General features: G+C 62.9%; 9 protein-coding genes and 4 tRNA genes. 8 read left to right on the top strand and 5 right to left on the bottom strand.

Annotated features, from left to right (window positions below; all coding sequences use genetic code 11):
* Window positions 1-21 precede the first annotated feature (21 nt).
* Window positions 22-1,839, bottom strand: coding sequence for a geranylgeranyl pyrophosphate synthase (locus tag JX292_RS02615; protein WP_204861115.1), 1,818 nt, complete (start codon window positions 1,837-1,839; stop codon window positions 22-24).
* Between the two features lie 308 nt (window positions 1,840-2,147).
* Here JX292_RS02615 and glnA point away from each other — a divergent pair, with 308 nt between their 5' ends.
* The 7 genes from glnA (at window position 2,148) to JX292_RS02650 (ending at window position 10,729) form a co-directional block, all read left to right on the top strand.
* On the top strand, window positions 2,148-3,488 hold the full coding sequence (glnA, locus tag JX292_RS02620; protein WP_204861129.1) for a type I glutamate--ammonia ligase: 1,341 nt from the start codon (window positions 2,148-2,150) through the stop codon (window positions 3,486-3,488).
* Between the two features lie 149 nt (window positions 3,489-3,637).
* Window positions 3,638-6,973, top strand: a complete 3,336-nt coding sequence (locus tag JX292_RS02625; protein WP_204861131.1) for a bifunctional [glutamine synthetase] adenylyltransferase/[glutamine synthetase]-adenylyl-L-tyrosine phosphorylase — start codon at window positions 3,638-3,640, stop codon at window positions 6,971-6,973.
* Between the two features lie 377 nt (window positions 6,974-7,350).
* Window positions 7,351-7,423: transfer RNA gene (locus JX292_RS02630), tRNA-Gly, on the top strand.
* Between the two features lie 47 nt (window positions 7,424-7,470).
* Window positions 7,471-7,541, top strand: a tRNA-Cys gene (locus JX292_RS02635).
* 24 nt (window positions 7,542-7,565) lie between these two features.
* A tRNA-Val gene (locus JX292_RS02640) sits at window positions 7,566-7,637 on the top strand.
* Between the two features lie 547 nt (window positions 7,638-8,184).
* On the top strand, window positions 8,185-9,177 hold the full coding sequence (locus JX292_RS02645; protein WP_204861133.1) for an HNH endonuclease: 993 nt from the start codon (window positions 8,185-8,187) through the stop codon (window positions 9,175-9,177).
* 166 nt (window positions 9,178-9,343) lie between these two features.
* Window positions 9,344-10,729, top strand: coding sequence for a hypothetical protein (locus JX292_RS02650; RefSeq protein ID WP_204861135.1), 1,386 nt, complete (start codon window positions 9,344-9,346; stop codon window positions 10,727-10,729).
* Between the two features lie 300 nt (window positions 10,730-11,029).
* Here the strand turns inward: JX292_RS02650 and hrpA are convergent, their stop codons facing one another.
* Window positions 11,030-15,472, bottom strand: coding sequence for an ATP-dependent RNA helicase HrpA (hrpA, locus tag JX292_RS02655; protein ID WP_204861145.1), 4,443 nt, complete (start codon window positions 15,470-15,472; stop codon window positions 11,030-11,032).
* Window positions 15,473-15,768: 296 nt separating this feature from the next.
* On the opposite strand from hrpA, the gene JX292_RS02660 reads away from it, so the two are divergent.
* A complete protein-coding gene (locus JX292_RS02660; RefSeq protein WP_204861147.1) occupies window positions 15,769-16,230 on the top strand; it encodes a helix-turn-helix domain-containing protein in 462 nt (153 codons plus the stop codon).
* A gap of 82 nt (window positions 16,231-16,312) precedes the next feature.
* Here the strand turns inward: JX292_RS02660 and JX292_RS02665 are convergent, their stop codons facing one another.
* The 3 genes from JX292_RS02665 to JX292_RS02675 all read right to left on the bottom strand — a co-directional run bounded on the left by JX292_RS02665 (window position 16,313) and on the right by JX292_RS02675 (window position 18,808).
* On the bottom strand, window positions 16,313-17,518 hold the full coding sequence (locus JX292_RS02665; protein WP_204861148.1) for an alpha/beta hydrolase: 1,206 nt from the start codon (window positions 17,516-17,518) through the stop codon (window positions 16,313-16,315).
* Window positions 17,519-17,576: 58 nt separating this feature from the next.
* Window positions 17,577-18,515, bottom strand: coding sequence for an NADP-dependent oxidoreductase (locus tag JX292_RS09080; RefSeq protein WP_275586145.1), 939 nt, complete (start codon window positions 18,513-18,515; stop codon window positions 17,577-17,579).
* Between the two features lie 219 nt (window positions 18,516-18,734).
* A tRNA-Arg gene (locus tag JX292_RS02675) sits at window positions 18,735-18,808 on the bottom strand.
* Window positions 18,809-18,835: the final 27 nt, after the last annotated feature.

The following is an 18,835-nucleotide window of genomic DNA, read 5'->3' on the forward strand; positions in this document are numbered from 1 at the left end:
TAGCGCACCGCTTGTCCGGACCTAGTTCCAGATGAGGTTGATGTAGTAGGTTGGGAATGACGCATTCGTATTCTTACGCAGAAGCTCCGGAATGGCGAGGGAGGCCTCCTCGAACTCGCGCGGCAAATCGCGCTGAAGGAGCGCCTGCTGCACCATGGCATCCCAGTAGACCTGCATGACTGAGTAGTTGCAGACTTCCTGCACCACATCCTGAGCGTAGGACTCCAACGCCTTCAAGGCCGCCTCGTCAGAGCCGAAGAAACCCTCGTAACCCTGAGAGAGACCGGTATCGCAGGCACTCACCGCGTTCTTCGAATACTGCAGCCAGTAGCTGCGGCTCAACTCATCCGAGCTATTGAACGTAAACGCCTCATAGTCTGCCTTCAGCAGGGCGTAAGACGCCTGAACCGAACCGGCCAGCGGGGCGTGCGAGGAGAAGACAATAACGTCCAGAAGAGCGGCGATGTACTCCATCTGCGCCTTCTCGTGGGCCACGCCGGAGGGCTGCGCCGCCTGCGCGTAAATCTGCACGAGGGCGTCCACGGAATTCACGAAGCGCTGAACGTCGGCCGTCGCCTTCACCATCAGATTCAACAGGCGCTGAACCCGCTGATAGTCCTCGGCTACCTGCGAGAACAGGCCGTAGGGCAGCACGCCGCGCTCCGAAGCCACCGCCGCCAGCACCTGGCTCGTCAAGCGCTGGCTCTCCACTTCAGCCTTCGCGACGGTTGCCCGCAGAGCACCGCAGTACGCCAGGGCACGGCGATCCACCAGCTGAGGCTGCTGCTGATGCAGCGGCAGAAGACGCTCGTGAATCTGACGGAAAATTCCGCTCTGCCCCAGGGTCTTCTTGCCCAGCTCCCCCGCCTTCAGACGCACCGTATCGGCGGAGAAATCTCGGGAAGTAAAACGGGTGGCGTCCTCAGCGGCAAAGGGCGAATAGGGACGACCCATCACCGGCTGCAACAACGACATCGTGGTAAACAGCGAGAAACGGGCCGACACCGGGTACAGCGAATCCGGGTAGCTCGGCGCATCCACCGCGTTCACTCGCTCCGTGCACAGCGTCAGCCAGGTCTGCTCCACCGACTTCGGCGAATAGGCAGCGGTGCCGACGCCCAGGATGCTCTCCCCAAAGGCCTCCGAGGGGAGCTTGCCGGGGTTCATCTGCCGCAGCTGCATCTGCGCCAGCGCCAGCTCCACCGTGTAGTTCGTGCGGCGCTTCTTGCCCGCCTCATCAAGATTCTGGAAAGGACGCACCACCGCAATCTTCTGGGCGCGCGCCTGAGTATGCAGTTCCTTGTTCATCGCGAATTGCTGCGGGTTGCGCTGAATCATCTTCGACACCGCGTAGGCGCTTTTCCCGTTCAGCTTCTCTCGACGCTGAGCGCCCTCGGCCGAGAGCGCGTCATACTTGCCGCGCGTCGCCTGCACATACCAGGAACGAATCAGCTGAAGGGGCAGGAAGAAGAACGCGAACTTCCACGACCACGTGAAGAGAACAATCGGAATCACGACGCTCGACCCCACCCGGCCCGTGTAACCGAGCCAGTGAAGCTCCACCGCCGCACCAATCAGCGCAAACAGCGCCACGTTACGAGTCTTAAACGCGATGCGGGAGGGCCGATCCAACAGGTAGGTCGTGCCACCAGACCTGTTGTTCCTCATGACCAGCGGGCCAAACGCGGCAATCACCATGAGGCAAGCCAGATAGATGACGAGGAAAACAATCGGCGCCGCGACCAGCAGTAGCCACTCTAAACCGGTGGGGTCGGCACCCACGATACCGGCCGCTGGCGGAATCTGCGCGACTGAAGAGAGAGGGAGGGAATGTAGCATACGTCCATTATGGCAAGGCGAATACGGCGTCACCGCGCCGACGGTTATTTGCCGGTATGCGGACGGGCCTCGACGGAAACTGGCCGAGACGGGCCGAACGGGGGAGGGAGCACGCGAGGTGCCGAGCGTCGAAAGGAGAGAGCGCCGGCTGGGGAGCCTCGCGGTGAGAATTTACACAAACGAAACCTCGCGCCCGCCCCTCGCGCCGCCGAACCCGATAGGCTAGAGGGACAAGGAACAGACACCCGGTGCTCGCACCCCGCAAGGATGCGCCCCGACGCACCGGCACCCCAAGCGAGAGGCCACCCATGGACCGCCAACAGGAATTCGTACTGCGCACCATCGAAGAACGCGATATCCGCTTTATCCGCCTCTGGTTCACCGACGTAGTCGGAACCCTCAAATCCGTCGCACTCGCACCCGCCGAGGTTGAGAGCGCCTTCGACGAGGGCCTGGGCTTCGACGGCTCCTCCATCGAAGGCTTCTCCCGCGTCTATGAGTCCGACATGCTGTTGCAGCCCGACCCCTCCACCTTCCAGATCCTGCCCTGGCGCGGTGAGGAAGACATCACCTCCCGCATGTTCTGCGACGTGCTCACCCCCGACGGCGAAATCAGTGCCTCCGACACCCGCGGTGTGCTCAAGCGCGTGCTCAACAAGGCAGCTGAGATGGGCTTCACCTGCTACACCTCGCCTGAAATTGAGTTCTACCTGCTCGAGTCCTCCAAGCTCGGTGCAGACGGCTTCCCCGTGCCCGTGGACCACGAATCCTACTTTGACCACACCCCCGGCGGCATCGTGCAGGAATTCCGCCGCAAGGCCGTGACTATGCTCGAAGAGGTTGGCATCTCCGTGGAGTTCAGCCACCACGAAACCGGCCCCGGTCAGAACGAAATTGACCTGCGTCACGCCGATGCCCTGCAGACCGCGGACAACGTCATGACCTTCCGCACCGTCATCAAGGAGGTCGCCTACTCGCAGGGCATGTACGCCACCTTCATGCCTAAGCCCTTCACCAAGTACGCCGGTAGCGGCATGCACACCCACTTCTCCCTCTTCGAGGGCGACACCAACGCCTTCTTCGAAGCCGGCTCCGAATACCAGCTCTCCAAGACCGCGCGCCACTTTATCGCGGGCATCCTCAAGCACGCCCCCGAATTCACCGCGGTCACCAACCAGTTCATCAACTCCTACAAGCGACTCTGGGGCGGCGGCGAGGCACCTTCCTACGTCTCCTGGGGCCACAACAACCGTTCCGCCCTCGTGCGCGTACCCCTGTACAAGCCGAACAAGATGCAGTCCGCCCGCATCGAGTACCGCGGCCTCGACTCGGCTTCCAACCCCTACCTGGCCTACGCCGTGATCCTGGCTGCCGGCCTGAAGGGCATCGAGAACGAGTACCCGCTCATGCCCGCCGTGACCGAAGACCTCGCCGCCATGACCAACGCCGAGCGTCGCGCTATGGGCTACAGCCCGCTGCCCGCCTCCCTGCGTGAAGCCATTAACATCACCGAGGAATCCGAGTTCATGGCCGAGGTTCTGGGCGAGCAGGTCTTCGACCACTTCCTGCGCAATAAGCGTGCCGACTGGGACCAGTATCAGGCGCAGGTGACCCCCTACGAGCTCAAGTACAACCTCGGAATCCTCTAAATTGGGCGATTGCTGACGGAACGGGGCGGTACCCGCAACCGGTAACACACCGGTGGGTGCCGCCCACAGGCGTATCAGCATTACCTGTTTTCGCCTAAATTTCTACTCCCCACCCCACGGTTCTACTCTCTACCCACGGTTCTCACGCTATGACTGACAGCTCCCACTACCCGGCCACCGGGCTCATCCGCATTATTGATCCTGCTAAAGAACCCAAGCCGCTCACCGAGATTGCTCCCGACGCGCTTGATGACGAGCAACGCGCCGAAGCCGAACGCAAAGCCCAGCTACGCCTGCGCACCCGCATGATTGCCACCGGCTTCCACGACCCGTCCAAGGCAGAACGCTGGCTTAACGCGCCCGAACTGAAGAACGTCTCGCAGGATGCGCTCTTTGCCGGGCTGCGCCTCGCCCCCTCACCGGATATCGCCCTGCCCGCCCTTGTGCGCCTTATCGAGAAGCACCCGGCGGTCGCCGAGCGCGCGAACCGCGGCGAGGAAGAATTCGGCATGTACCGCCTGCTCGGTGCTTCCCAGGCGATTGGTGACTTCCTCTACCGCCATCCCGAGCTCATCGACCCGCTCTTCGACACACAGGTGTACCCGGCTGAGAGTGCGCTCATTCGTTCCCAGCATCCGGCCTCGATTCTGCCGGAAACCGACGGGGAATTCCTGACCCCCATCGCACCGCTGGACACCCCCTACCGCCGCGATATCCTCACCGCTCTCGGCGCCGACCCGCACGCGGAGCGTCCGCGCGCGGCCGCCGAACAGACCGGCAAGGACGGCTACGTAACCCTGCGCGTGGCCTACCGGGCCGCCCTGGCGCGCATCGCCATGATCGACGTGTGCTGCGAAGACCCGGTAGAGATGATGCCGACCATCGGCCGTCACCTCGCCGACCTGGCCGCCGCCGCGCTGGAGGGGGCGCTCGCCATCGCGCGCACCGAGGTGGCGGAGGGGCTAGGCCCCGGCCTAGCGGCGCCTCGCCGCGGTGAGGCCGTGGATGCCCTGGATTTGGCGATTATCGGCATGGGCAAGTGCGGTGCCCGCGAGCTGAACTACATCTCCGACGTCGACGTGGTGTACGTGGTCGCGCCGGTCGAACCCGGTACCGCGCCCGGCGCCGGGGCGGAGGGGGAGACCGCCCCGCTCAAGCTCACCGAGAACGAATGTTCCACCATCGGCACGGAGCTCGTGCACGCCCTCACCCGCGCCATCATGGGCCCCGCACCCGAGCCCGCCCTCTGGGAGGTCGACGCGAACCTGCGCCCCGAGGGCAAGGACGGCCCGCTCGTGCGCACCGTCGAATCTTACGTGCAGTACTACAAGCGCTGGGCCGAAAACTGGGAGTTCCAGGCGCTGCTCAAGGCACGACCCATCGCCGGTTCGGCGCAGCTGGGTGCCCGCTACGCCCGCGCGATTGACCCCTTCGTGTGGGAGTCCGCCGCCCGCGACGGGTTCGTGGAATCCGTGCAGGCGATGCGCGCCCGCGTGACCGACAATATCCCCTCGCACCAGGTGGACCGCCAAATCAAGCTGGGCCCGGGTGGCCTGCGCGATATTGAGTTCACCGTGCAGCTGCTCCAGCTCGTGCACGGCCGAACCGACCCTGCGGTGCGTACCAAGTCCACGGTAGATTCTTTGGCCGCGCTGACGGCGGTCAGCTACATCAGCCGTACCGACGCTGAGACGTTCAGCCGTGACTACAAGAAGCTACGCGTGCTGGAGCATCGCATCCAACTGCAGCAGCTGCGCCGTACCCACCTGATGCCCGAGAAGGAAGCCGAACAGCGTGCCCTGGCCCGCTCGATTCTCTCCCCGGAACGCAACGGCACGCTTTCTGCCGAGCAGATGCTGAAAGCGTGGCGGAAAATTAAACGGAACGTCCGTTCGCTCCACGAACGAATCTTCTTCCGCCCGTTGCTGGCCGCTGTCTCCACACTCAGCCGCGACGAGGTGGTCCTCAGCGAGCAGGCGGCACAGGACCGTCTGGCCGCCCTCGGCTACCGCGACCCGCGCGGCGCCATGCGCCACATCAAGGCCCTCACCACGGGTCTTTCGCGCAGTGCAGATATTCAGCGGCACCTCATGCCCGTGCTACTGGGCTGGTTCGCCCGCGGTGTGGATGCGGACGCCGGCCTGCTCGGATTCCGCATCGTCTCCGAATCGCTCGGCAGTACCAGCTGGTACCTGCGCATGCTCCGTGACTCGCCGGCCGCCGCCGAGCGCCTGAGCCAGCTACTGTCGAGTTCGCGCCTCATGACCGACCTGCTGGAGGATGCCTCCGCGTCCATTGCATGGCTGGATAAGGTGGCCGACCTCAAACCGCTGGGGGAGGAAGCGCTCGCTTCCGAGGTGTCTTCTTTGCTGGCTCGTCACGCTGATGCGGTCGAGGCAATGCGTGCTGTGCGCTACTTGCGCCGCCGCGAAACCCTGCGCACCGCCATGGGCTGGACTCTGGGCATTGTGACTATTGAGGATACCTGCGCCGGCCTGGCTGCCATTGACGAGTGCACGATCGGTGCGGCGCTGCAGATTGCTCTGCGCGAGCTCCAGGCGGCACCGGAAGGCGCTGAACCTGGGGAATCAGTGGGGGAGCGGTTGCTCACCCGCATCGCCATCATTGGCATGGGTCGCCTCGGCGGGGCCGAGAACGGCTTCGGCTCTGACGCGGACGTCATGTTCGTCCACGAGCCCCTTGAGGGTGCTGACGAGGACGCCGCGCAGGAACAGGCCGCGCGCATCGTGAACCGCACCCTCGCCCTGCTCAAGCAGCCCGTCAAGCCCCCGATTCGTGCCGAACGTCCCCTCGAAGTGGATGCCGATCTGCGCCCCGAGGGCAAGCAAGGGGCCATCGTGCGTTCCCTCGACTCCTACCGCTCCTACTATGAGCGCTGGGCGGAAACCTGGGAGTTCCAGGCGCTCACCCGCGCCCGCCTCATCGGAGGTGACTCCGAGCTCGGCGAGGTCTTCGTGGAGCTTATCAACCCGTACCGCTACCCGGTCACCTTCACGCCCGAGCAGGTGCAACAGATTCGTCGCATGAAGGCACGCGTGGAGAACGAACGCATGCCTCACGGCGCGGACCGCACCCGCCAGCTCAAGCTGGGCCGCGGCGGCCTGTCGGACGTCGAGTGGCTCGTGCAGTTGCTGCAGTTGCGCCACGCACACGCCGTGCCGGGCCTGCGTACCACCTCCACGCTGAAGGCTTTGGATGCGGCGGTCGAGGCGGGCCTGGTCACCGCCGCGGACGCCGAGGTGCTCAGTGGTGCATGGCTGCTCGCCACGAAGATTCGTGGCGGCAACGTGCTACGCGGCGTGCGCCAATCCGACACCCTGCCATCGGGTCGTGATGATTTGGAGGCGATTGCGCGCTGGTGCGGATACCCCGCCGGCAGCGCCCGCGCCCTCGAGGAGGACTACCTGCGCCAGACCCGCAACGCCCGCAAGGTGTATGAGCGTCTCTTCTTCGACGAGCTCTAAAACCATGAGCCAAGCGTTTTAGCGGACGCGGTTTTCATAGGGGAGGGGTGGGGAACTTTGTTTCCCACCCCTCTTGCTGCGTTCTCTGAAATTTTTTCTGCGGACTTTGCTCTCTCAGATCTCACCGTAACCGGAACGGCCTTTGTCGCAGAACCCATTGCCTCAGAACCCAAAATGTGACTGGCACCATGAAAATAAATTTTGCTCGCATGACCCAAAAAAGAAGTAAAATACCCCGTTTTGTCCCGGAAACACGCGGAACACGGGGTGTCTAGTAAAGGATTTGGCAAACACTCAAAAACCCCGTATAGTATTTACCTGTCAGCACGACGGAGAGAAAAACTCCGCGGAATGATTCAAATTGAATACGCTGATATGCGGTTGTAGCTCAGTTGGTAGAGCACCACCTTGCCAAGGTGGATGTCGCGAGTTCAAGTCTCGTCAACCGCTCGTAAGGACTCCAAGAGTTCGAACACGTTCCCTCGTGGAGCGTATGCGGTGAGGTGGTCGAGTGGTTAGGCAGCGGCCTGCAAAGCCGTGTACGCGGGTTCGAATCCCGTCCTCACCTCGCAACAAAACAACTGTTTTGTGAGCGCGATTGGCGCAGCGGTAGCGCGCTTCCCTGACACGGAAGAGGTCACTGGTTCGATCCCAGTATCGCGCACAGATGAAGCCCTGATTCTTCGGAATCAGGGCTTTTGTGTTTAACTTTTTATTTTCTTGGTTTGCGGAGGGCTAGTGCCCTCCTTGTTCCTACAGGGAACCCGCCCTCGCTTCGCTTCGGGCACCCTGATGTCACGACGGAGGACACCATCCCTCCGCCCCGTAGGTAAAACACTCGACCCCGGTTCAGTAAGCGCAGGGCTTGTGTGCGATACCGGCATAACGAACTGGGAGGGGAGGGGGCTGTCGCCTTCTCGGTCTTCTGCTGGCTCCGCCGGACAGGTGAGCTGAAATTGTGCCCCAGCGCCGCACCTTCCGGAAGCGACATCAGGGTGCCCGCCCGGGCGCTCTCCGCAGCGAAGCAAGGAAGAGCGGAGCGTCCGGGTGCGGCGGGTTCCCCTGCAGGAGCGAAGGAAGGGAGCGGCGCGGAAGCCTACACGTCTCCGACATGACCAAATGCTTTGCGCAGGACACCTGCCTCCGATACCCTAATGGAGGAAATCTATCACTCACAGATACGTTGTCGTATCACAAAAGGAAAAATATTCGTGAAGTCCTTCTTTAAATGGACTGGCATCATTCTCCTAGGATGCCTTGCCCTCTCGTTCTCGCATGTCATCCTTGGTGTTGCCATTATCTGGTTGATTGTGCTCCTCGTACGGGTTATTCGCAAAAACCGATACTTCGCCTCCCCAGAATTCCAGACGCACCGCCAACGCACCGCCACACTCGCCAGCGAATACAACGAAGTCTCCAGCTACATACACGACATCTACACGCACGGAATCTACGAACTCGGCACCTCCACCAACGGCATGTATGGCCACCTCGCCACCGTCGAAGTTCAGCAACCCAAAACCTGGAAGACGCTGCTGCGGAAGAAACCCGAAGAACGCCACCCGCACGTCTATAACTCCTCCCAACAGGTTGTTCTCGAAGCCGAGCGGGACCCTATCGGCAGCCTCACCAAATACTTCCACATCGAAGCTGACCTGCAAACCCTCAAAGACGTGCAGCGCCTCTCCGACGATATCGCGCGCCTCGAAACCGCCGTCGACAACGTGCGACGCCGCGAAGACGACATGATCGCACATATCAACCCGCCCCAGTTCATCACCAAGCACTACGCCGACGAGTTCTGGAGCAAACTCAACGTCTACCACGTGGGGCTGACCGTACCGTACCCCGTTTACCGCTTCGAATACACCTCACTCAACGGCAAAGAAAGCCGCGCCGTCACCGTCACCCTCGACACCCCAACCCTCGACGCGCTCTCCGAAACCCTCGAACGCAAAATACGCTGGGCATGGCCCGAAGGCGGCGAACGCACCCTCATGACCGCCCAGCTACGCCAACGCATCAAAGAACGCGACAACTACACCTGCCAAAACCCCGGATGCGGCAACTCCATCATGCGTGAACGAATCCTCATCCTAGAGGTCGTCCACAAGGTCCCGCTATCCGAAGGCGGCAACAACGAGCCTGAGAACCTGCAGACCCTCTGCTGGCGTTGTGTGCGTGGGCGAGCCCTGCGCGTATAGGCCCGATGAGCGATAATCATTGAAATTTACGTTAAAGCTGAGGTTAAGGGTATTCTTTTGAGCGGCGCCGATTTTCTTTCCAAAGCAAGCAATTCGAGGCTTGCTTTGGAAAGAAAATCGGCGCCGCGCCACAAACACATCACCCCACCTGAATAAAGGGCATACCATGTCTACTTCCATGACCCGCCGCAAGCTCGTCGCTGGCGCAGCCTGGGCGGCACCGGTCGTCGCAGCTTCCGCAACCATCCCCTCCTACGCAGCATCCGTGGCCGCCACGAACGACTGCATCCTGGCAGCTAGCCCGGCGTACAACATCTCCGGCACCGAGGAAGGCGCCAAAACCGTGCAGAGCTTCGCCGTGCCCAACAACGTCCACAAGCTCCGCTTCGAACTGGTCGGCGGCGCGGGTGGCACCAACAACCGCATGACCCCGGCGGGCTCCGGCGCGAAGGTTAGCGGCATCATCCCCGTAACCCCCGGCTCCACCGTGCAGATCATCGCCGCGGCAGGCGGTATCGGTGACGGCTCCCTCACCCCCACCGCCGGCGGTGAAGGCTACGGCAACGGCGGCTCCGTACCCGCCTACACCATCCCCGCCAACGTCACCGCGCAGGTCGACGCCAAATACCCCAACCCGGCGAACTCCAAGAGCCAGGTCTACGCCGCATCAGGCGGCGGCTCCTCCGCACTGCTCATCGACGGCACCGTAATCGCTGTGGCTGGCGGCGGTGGCGGCGCGGGCATGACCACCTCCGGCGTGTCCTACGCAGACCCCTGGTACTCCAACCTCAACGGTCAGATTGACGCCGGCGTGGCGGCCCTCGGCTCGGATGCCTCCCCGCAGTTCGACGCGGCGGGTAGCGCCTCCGCGGCGGCAGGCTCCAACGGCACCCCCGGCTCCGAAATCTACAACGCTGAACGCACCAAGGTCCTGACCTACAACTCTGGTTTCGGCGGCGCAGCGGGCGTTGGCGGTGCAGGCGGCGCGGCGGGCACCCTGCCGACAAGCGGCCCCATCATCGGCTTTGAAACCACCAACAACCAGGTGCTGTTCAGCCAGTTTGTTGCCGGTAACGCGGGCACGAGCGGCTTCGCGGGCAACGGCGGCGACGGTGCGGGCGCATACTCCTACCAGCTGGATGAGAACCCCGCCAGCGTGCATGAGAAGGGCACCTACGAGGACCGCAGCTGGGACCTGGACATCTACAACGACGAGGGCGCGTACGCACAGAACTTCAACGGCTACCAGTCCGTGGTGTCCGGTGGCGGCGGCGCAGGCTACGGCGGCGGCGGTTCCGGCGCGGCACAGTCCGTCTCCTCAATCGTGCTGACCCAGAAGTGGTTGAACAGCCCGACCGGCGTACGTCAGGGCATCGGCTACACGATGCAGGGTGGCGCCGGTGGCGCGGGCGGCTCGTACATTGCACCGTCGGTGAGCGAGGGTGCGATTGTTTCGGCTGAGAACGCGCCGCAGTGGATGCATGACCGCGGTAACGGTTCGGTGACGGTGACTTTCTGCGAGGCGGGGCTGCCTAAACGCTTCTCCCGCTGAGGCGCTTGAGGGGCGGTGCGCCGCATGTTTCCTCCGCGCCTACGCAGGGGCACCCGTCACCCGGACGCTCCGCCCTCTCCTCGCTCCGCATCGGAGAGCGTCCGGGTTGACACCCTGAGGGCGCTTCCGGAAAACGCGGCTGCACCTGCAATATAGCAAAGAGCACGCTGAGGCGGGAACCTACCGCGGACAGGCGGTGTCGTCCGTAGCGACATCAGGGTGCCCGAGCTCTGCGAGGGCGGGTGTCCCTGTAGGAGCGAGGACGAACACCGCCATCCGCACAACCCGTACTCTCGCAAGCTAGCGCTTGATAGCGTCCAGTGCCTCACGCTGAGCCTTCGCAATGCGCTTCTCAGAGACCGTGTAGGCGGTGCCGAGCTCCTGGGCGAAGAAGCTGACGCGTAGCTCCTCGATCATCCAGTTCACGCGGCGGAGCGCATCCGGAACGATGGTGCCGGCCGGTAGCGATTTGACCGCGTTATCGTAGGAGTCTTCCAAATCCTGCACGGTGAGCATGAGCTGGTTGTCGCGGTGTAGGTTCGGTCCGAGCTTCGTCAGGCGCACCTGGGCGGCCTTCAGGTAACGCGGCAGGTGAACCAGCTGGTCGTAGCCGGTCTGCGCCACGAACCCGGGGTAGACCAGGTTCTCCATCTGAGCCTTCACGTCGGAGACGGCGTGCATGGTCGTCAGCGAGGTTGCCTTCTTGATAGCCTTCTTCAGCGCGGTGGCCTCGGAGAGGATTTCGGCGACGAGCTTGGTGACGTCGAAGACTGTCTCGATGAGTTCGGCGCGTACGTGCTCGTAGAGCTCGCTGTATTCGGTCTGCGTGAAGATGGGCGTGTGCGGCACCAGGTGGTCGAGCGCCGCGACGGTGCAGTCGCGGATGAGTTCGTCGATGGAGCCGTGCGGGTTCTGCGTGAAGACGATTTTCTCCTTGTGGGAGAGGTGTTCGCTTACGTATCGCACGGGCGAGGGCACCTGCAGCTGGAGCAGGCGGATGATGCCGCGACGCTGCGCGTGCAGCTGCTCTGCTTCGGTGGGGAAGATGCGCAGGCCCACGCTGGAGCCTTCGTCCACGAGGGCGGGGTAGCCGTTGACCGCCTGGGTCGCGATGACGCGCTGTACCTTGCGGGGAATGGCTCCGTCGGGGAACATATCGGCGGGGAAAGCGGTGAGGCCTGTGACCTCGCGTACTCCGCCGGATGCACCCGCGTTGGCCTGGGCGCCGGGGGTCTTCGCGCCCTTCTTAGCGCCGGGGCGAGCGGAGTCAGCCGAGTTGCCAGTGCCGCCCTGGGCGAGCGCAACCATCTTCGCCATGGCCTCGTCGGATGCGCCGAGCGAGTCGGCGAGGGCGCTACGAATCTCCTTGTGCAGCTGCTGCTGCAGGGCTCGTAGGTCCTTGCCCTCGCCCAGGATGTTATTGCGGGCGTTGCGCACCTGGAAGCTCATCTTCAGGTGCTCGGGCACGGCGTCCCAGTTGAAGGCTTCGGGTTCGACGACCACGCCGCGCAGGCGGCGTAGCACGAGCGCGAGGGAGGGGAGCAGCTCGTCGGTTGCGGGAGAGTAGTCCTCTTCCAGGGCGGCGCAGGCGGCGCGTGCCACGTCGGGTGCGGGCACGAAGTTGCGTCGAATCGCCTTGGGTAGCGACTTGATGAGCGCGGTCACGAGTTCGTGGCGCAGGCCGGGAATCTGCCAGCGGAACGGTTCGGGACTCAGCTGGTTGAGGAAGAGAATCGGCACCTGCACGGCTACGCCGTCGCGCTTGGCGGCGTCGGTGCGGGCGCCTCCGATGCCGGCGGTGGGGGCGTATTCGTAGCGCAGGTCGAGGGTCAGTTCGCCGCTGTCAGTGCGCTGCACCCACTGTCGCGGGAACTGCGAGTCGTCGTAGTCGGAGGCTTCCTCGTTGATGAGCTTCTCGGGGTTGAAGTCCAGGAAGTTGTCGTCTTCGAGGCGTGCCTGCTTCCACCACTTGTCGAAGGCACGCACATCCGTCACGTGGGCGGGGATGCGTGCGTCGTAGAAGGCGAAGAGCACGGAGTCGTCCACGCGCAGGTCGCGGCGGCGTAGGCGTGCCTCAAGCTCTTCGACCTCGGCGAGGGCGCGCTGGTTGCGCAGGTAGAACTTGTGCTGGGTGTGCCACTGGCCTTCGACGAGGGCGGACTGGATGAAGATTTCGCGGGCCGCGGCGGCGTCCACGCGGGCGTACTGCACGGGGCGGTCGGCGTAGATGGTCAGGCCGAAGAGCGTGCCCTTGGCGTAGGCGACGGCCGCGCCGGAGCTGAGGGACCAGTGCGGTTCGGAGTATTGCACGCTGATGAGGTGCTTGCCGATTTCTTCAATCCACTGCGGGTCGATGGAGGCGTTGGTGCGTGCCCATAGGCGGGAGGTTTCGACGAGTTCGGCGGAGAGTACCCAGTCGGGGCCTTTTTTGAATAGGCCGGAGCCGGGGAAGATGGCGAATTTAGTGCCGCGTGCGCCGAGGTATTCGCGGGGGCCGCGAGTACGTCCCTTGGAGTCCTTTTCGCGTTCTTCCTTGACACCTACCTGGGAGAGCAGACCGGAGAGCAGGCTCTTGTGGATGTCGATTTCGTGGGCGGAGGCGTTGATATCGCGGCCGCCGCTGGCGTGAATGTTGGCGGTGCGTCCCATTTCGCGCAGCTGAGCAAAGAGGTCCTGCCATTCGCGGATGCGCAGGTAGTTGATGTATTCGCGGTGGCACATCTTGCGCAGCTGCGAGGAGGACAACGCCGCCTGCTGCTCGTTGATGTAGTCCCAGAGCAGCAGGAAGGAGGAGAAGTCGGAGGTGTCGTCGACGAAGCGGGCGTGCATTGCGTCGGCTTCGGCGCGTACGTCGGCGGGGCGTTCGCGCGGGTCCTGGATGGTCAGGGCTGCGGCGAGCACCATCATTTCCTTGGCGCAGTTGCGGCGGCTGCCTTCGATAATCATGCGGGCCAGGCGCGGGTCCACGGGGAAGGCCGCCATGGCTCGGCCGATGGCGGTGAGGGTTGCGCTGTTGTTGCCGCCGCGTCCCTTGCGGCGGGTGCGTTCGGTGAGCGCGCCGAGTTCGCGTAGCAGGTTCACGCCGTCGTTAATAGCGCGGGATGCGGGCGGCTGCACGAACGGGAAGCGTGAGATGTCGCCGGGTTCGCGCACCACGCCGATTGCGATCATCTGCAGGATGACGGCGGCGAGGTTGGTGCGCAGAATTTCGGGGTCGGTGAATTCGGGGCGCGAGGCGAAGTCTTCCTCGGAGTAGAGGCGGATCGCGATACCGTCGCTGACGCGGCCGCATCGACCGGAACGCTGGTTGGCACTTGCCTGCGAGATGCGTTCAATGGGCAGGCGCTGCACCTTGGTGCGTGCCGAGTAACGCGAGATGCGCGCGGTACCGGTGTCGATGACGTACTTGATACCGGGCACGGTCAGTGAGGTTTCGGCAACGTTCGTGGCGAGCACGATACGCGGGCGGGACCCGGGGGAGAACACGCGGTGCTGCTCGGCGAGCGAGAGGCGCGCGTACAGGGGTAGCACTTCGTAGTTTAGTCGCGGGGACTTGAGAACCATCGCCTCGATGGCGTCCTTGGCGTCGCGGATTTCGCGCTCGCCCGAGAAGAAGATGAGGATGTCGCCGGGAGCTTCTTTGGCGAGCTCCTTGATGGCATCGAGGATAGCATCGGTGGGGTCGCGGTCTTCGTCCACTTCCTCGTCGTCCAGGTAGGCGTCTTCTTCGCCTTTGAGGGGGCGGTAGCGGATTTCGACGGGGTAGGTGCGGCCGGAGACCTCGATGATGGGCGGCGCGTCGTCGGGCAGGATTGCTTCGGCGATTTCGCGTTCTTCGTCGCTGAGGTTTTCGTCGACGATGCCCTTGCCCGGCACGTAGCTGGGGGAGAAGTGGCGAGCGAAGCGCTCCGGGTCGATGGTCGCAGAGGTGATGATAACCTTCAGATCCGGGCGCTGCGGCAGGATGCGCTTGAGGTAGCCGAGGATGAAGTCGATATTCAGGCTGCGTTCGTGCGCCTCGTCAATGATGAGGGTGGAGTAGCGGCGCAGCAGCTTGTCGTTCTGGATTTCGGCGAGCAGAATACCGTCGGTCATGAGCTTGATGGCGCTGTGTTCGCCGACTTCGGAGGTGAATCGCACCTGGTAGCCGACGGTTTCACCGATTTTCTGGCCGAGTTCTTCGGCGATGCGTTCGGCGACGGAGCGCGCGGCGAGGCGGCGCGGCTGGGTGTGGCCGATGAGGCCCTTCTCGCCCAGGCCCAGCTCGAGGCACATCTTGGGAATCTGGGTGGTTTTACCGGAGCCGGTTTCACCCGCGATGATGACGACCTGGTTGTCACGAATCGCGTTCATAATGTCTTCGCGGCGTTCGCTGACGGGCAGCTCTTCGGGGTAGGTGATGACCTCGGGAATGAACGGCTCGTAGCGGTGCGGTGCGGTGCGGTTCTGCTTGCCGCCCTGCTGGTTACGCTTGTTGCCGCCTCCGCGTCGGTTGGATCGAGAGGCGCCGCGGTCGGTGTTATTTTTCTGCGTGCCGTTCTTTACGGCGTTCTTGTTGCCGGTTTTCTCGGCGTTCTTGCTAGCGGGCTTTTCAACGCTTTTTTTGGTGCTCTTTTCGGAGGCGCGCACCTTGGCCGCGTGGATGGCGGCGGCCATGCTCGCCATGGTGGGGGCGGTTCGGGGGGCCCCGGTTTGAGGCGCGCGGGAGGTCTTATCTGCGTGATGGGTTTTCTGCTCAGACATATCCTATTTAGTGTACTCGCCCCCTTTCGTAGCGGGGAACGGGAGTATGCACCGGGCGAATATTGCGTCATATTTGGGGGATTTGCCGACATCGAAACGGAAGTCACATCATCTTGATGCCCACAAGGCTGAAATTAAAGTAGTTTAAAGTCCATCAATATTCATGGAAAAATCAATAAATTGATCATTGGTATTTCAAGTATGACGGATACGAAATAAACATCTTCCTCGACTTCCTTTCGATACTTTCGTTCAGGTGTTACAGTGGTGTATAACACAGGAATGAAGGAGCGACTATGCCGACCTCTAAGACGTACAGCCCCTCACACACTGCAGTGTTGGGCTGCTGCGAGGACGTACGCCACGAAGAAATTCACCACCGTTGCGAAGAGCTATTCCAAGCCCTCGTTCACGCGAGTCTTCGCACGCACTTTGAACGCCTGAGCTCCTCGGAAACCCTGTACCTCGTGACTGGTGATGGGGAAAGGGTGCAGATTTCCCCCGAAATGTACGGCCCCATCACCTCGGTGGCTCGCGCCTTTGCCGACCGTAAAGAGGTGTGCGTGGTCCGTCAGGATCGCCTCATGACCACCCAGGAGGCCGCCGACTACCTGGGGGTATCACGACCGACCATTGTGCGGCTACTTGAACGCGGCGAGATTCCCTTCGAACGTATCAATACGCACCGCCGCGTGGCGTTCGACGATGTGGAGCGCTACCGCCTCGAACACGAGTACGTCAGCCGCCGTAGCCGATAAGCTGAGTGTTCAACGGACTGAGCCATGCGGTGGTCCAGGGTCTATGAATCAACCGGCGGCCCCACGGCAGGTATTGAACCGCCTACACGGTAGCCTCTAGGAATGACAGCATCCGCTGAACGATTTCGGGAGTAAAACAGCGTGGATCCCCGTGCTCAGCGCCCGGAACCAGCACCATATCGGTGGGCGTCTGCCGCGCGCGCAGGGCCTGATACACCCGCGCCGATTGCTGGTACGGAACGCACGAGTCGGCAATGCCGTGCACCAGCATGATGGGTGCGCTCTTCCCGCTTGTCGTGTGTTCCTTGCTTTGTTTGTCGGTGCAGGTTTCGCCGGTGGGGCCACTAGCGTGCACTCCACGCGCAAGGTCCAAAGGATGCGCCCGCTCCCAATTCTGCGCGGCGCGCTCCCGGCCAATACCGGGCACGTGCTCTACCCACTCGTGCTCCTCAGATAGGGGGTAGTCGCAACCCAGCAGGCGCCACTCGGCGCCGTCATCTTCGGGATGGTCCAGTGCGTAGCCGGCGAGGGGACGGTCGGTGAAGATAGTGCGCAGGTCGCTAACCCCGTAGAAGGGGACAGCCGCGGCAACCGTTGAGCTTACTGGCGGGTAGCTACTGGAGGCGCGCCCCTCGTAGTACTCGTGCAGTTCGGGGTCCCCGCCCGCGTAGCCGGCTGTGTCGGGGCCGGTCAGGGCGGCCATCATGCTCAGGTGCCCGCCGGCGCTTCCACCAGCAATTGCGATGCGCTCGGGGTCGATGCCGAACTCAGCGGCGCGGGCGCGGAAGAAGCGCACCGCCTCCTTCACATCGTGCAGGTCGCCCGGGAAAATCGCTTGGTGCGAGTAGCGGTAATTGATGGATGCGACCGCCCAGCCGTGCTCCTGCAGGGTGCGGCGCATGAGGGTCTGCCGGTTCGTGCGCGGTCCCTCGGGGGTCATGATGTCTACTTCGCGCAGGCCTTGATTCGTGCCGAAGCGCCAGGCGCCGCCGTGCACCCAGATGAGCAGGGGAGCGGGCTCAACGCTGCTGGACCCATCGCTACTGGACTCAGTGCTATCGGAACCCTCAGTAGCGCCGGACTTTTCAGCAATACCGGACTTCTTATCAACATTAGAATTCTCAGCTCCGCGCGCGGGGTAAAAGTCGTAGGCGAAGGCCTCCCTCGTGACGGGCGTTTCATCCCCGTAGCCGGGCAGGGATAGACCGTCGAAAAACCCCTCGGGGCGGTAAAAACCGGAGCGATACTCGTCATTCATAACGCTCTGCGCAGCCTCAGAATTTAGCATGAATCAGCCCGTTCTTTAAGATCTCGGTCTCTCATAGATTTTGTTCTCTGTAAGTCCTTTAGGGAACCAGTACAATCTTGCCGCACGTGTGGCCGGAAGCCATAAGCTCCTGAGCTGCGGCTGCCTCGGCGAGGGGGAAAATCTTCTCCACATGCACCTTCAATAGACCCAGAGACATGAGCCGGGCAATCTCCTGCATCTGAACGCGGTCCGGGTGCGCGGTCAGCCACTGCGCCTCGAACCCGCGCTCGCGGGCCACCTCCAGCGGGTCGGGATTCGTCAGCGTCACGATGCGCCCGCCCGGAACCAGCACTTCCAGCGAATCGAGGAAGGTCTGCTTACCGGTCGAGTTGAGCACCACGTCCATGGTCTGACCCAGTACGGCGCGGAAGTCCTCGGTGCGGTAATCAATCGGCTGGGCGCCCAACGAGCGCACAAACTCGTGGTTCGCGGCGGAAGCCGTCGCAAAAACCTGCGCACCTGCCTGGGCGGCCAGCTGCACGGCGAGGTGGCCGACGCCTCCGGCACCGGCGTGGATGAGTACGCGCTCACCTTCCTTCAGACGCGCCACCTCGAAGAGTGACTGGTAGGCGGTCAGCGCGGCGAGCGGTGCACCGCCAAGCTGGGCGCAGGGAACGTCGGAGGGAACTTTGGCCAGCTGGTAGGCGGGGGCGAGGACGTACTCGGCGTACGCGCCGCCGGGGTACGGGAAGGTCACCATTCCGAAAACGCCGTCGCCGACGGAGAAGCCCGTGTAGTCGCCGGCGGTGGCGACCACGGTGCCGGCTACATCCCAACCGGGCACAAAGGGCCTATAGGAGGGGTCGGCCAGCTGCGCGGCGGGGCCCAGGCCCTTGCGGGTGGTCACGTCGATGGGGTTCACGCCCGCGGCGACGGTCTTGATGAGAACGTGACCGCGCACCGGGGAGGGGATGGGGACGGTCGCCTCGTGCAGAACGCTTTCGTCGCCCCATTCGGTGAGCTGGATCTGGCGCATGGTGGTCACGGTTTACCTCCGCTGGTGTGGTGTTGTCGTGCTTATTTGAACGGTGTGCGTGTTGTCTATTCTCTCAACTGTGAGGTCCCGGGACAATAAGGGAGCGGAGGTGTCCAGTCTCTGATGTTTCTGCCCGAGACATAACCTGAGAAATAAAAAGGAGCCGACACCCGCTGTGCGAGTATCGGCTCCCGTGTTCCCTCTCGAATAAGAACATCGTGCCCCTGAAAGGATTCGAACCTTCGACCCCCAGTACCGGAAACTGGTGCTCTAATCCGCTGAGCTACAGAGGCAACCCCACCATGGTATCAGATATGCGC

The sequence above is a fragment of the Rothia mucilaginosa genome, from assembly GCF_901875305.1.
In the GTDB taxonomy this organism is placed as follows: domain Bacteria; phylum Actinomycetota; class Actinomycetes; order Actinomycetales; family Micrococcaceae; genus Rothia.

Excerpts from the sequence above, each read along its gene's own strand:
- glnA (WP_204861129.1), top strand. The coding sequence starts at position 2,148 with ATGGACCGCCAACAGGAATTCGTACTGCGCACCATCGAAGAACGCGAT.
- JX292_RS02660 (WP_204861147.1), top strand. The coding sequence starts at position 15,769 with ATGCCGACCTCTAAGACGTACAGCCCCTCACACACTGCAGTGTTGGGC.
- JX292_RS09080 (WP_275586145.1), bottom strand. The coding sequence starts at position 18,515 with ATGCGCCAGATCCAGCTCACCGAATGGGGCGACGAAAGCGTTCTGCAC.
- JX292_RS02615 (WP_204861115.1), bottom strand. The coding sequence starts at position 1,839 with ATGCTACATTCCCTCCCTCTCTCTTCAGTCGCGCAGATTCCGCCAGCG.
- JX292_RS02625 (WP_204861131.1), top strand. The coding sequence starts at position 3,638 with ATGACTGACAGCTCCCACTACCCGGCCACCGGGCTCATCCGCATTATT.
- JX292_RS02665 (WP_204861148.1), bottom strand. The coding sequence starts at position 17,518 with ATGCTAAATTCTGAGGCTGCGCAGAGCGTTATGAATGACGAGTATCGC.
- JX292_RS02650 (WP_204861135.1), top strand. The coding sequence starts at position 9,344 with ATGTCTACTTCCATGACCCGCCGCAAGCTCGTCGCTGGCGCAGCCTGG.
- hrpA (WP_204861145.1), bottom strand. The coding sequence starts at position 15,472 with ATGTCTGAGCAGAAAACCCATCACGCAGATAAGACCTCCCGCGCGCCT.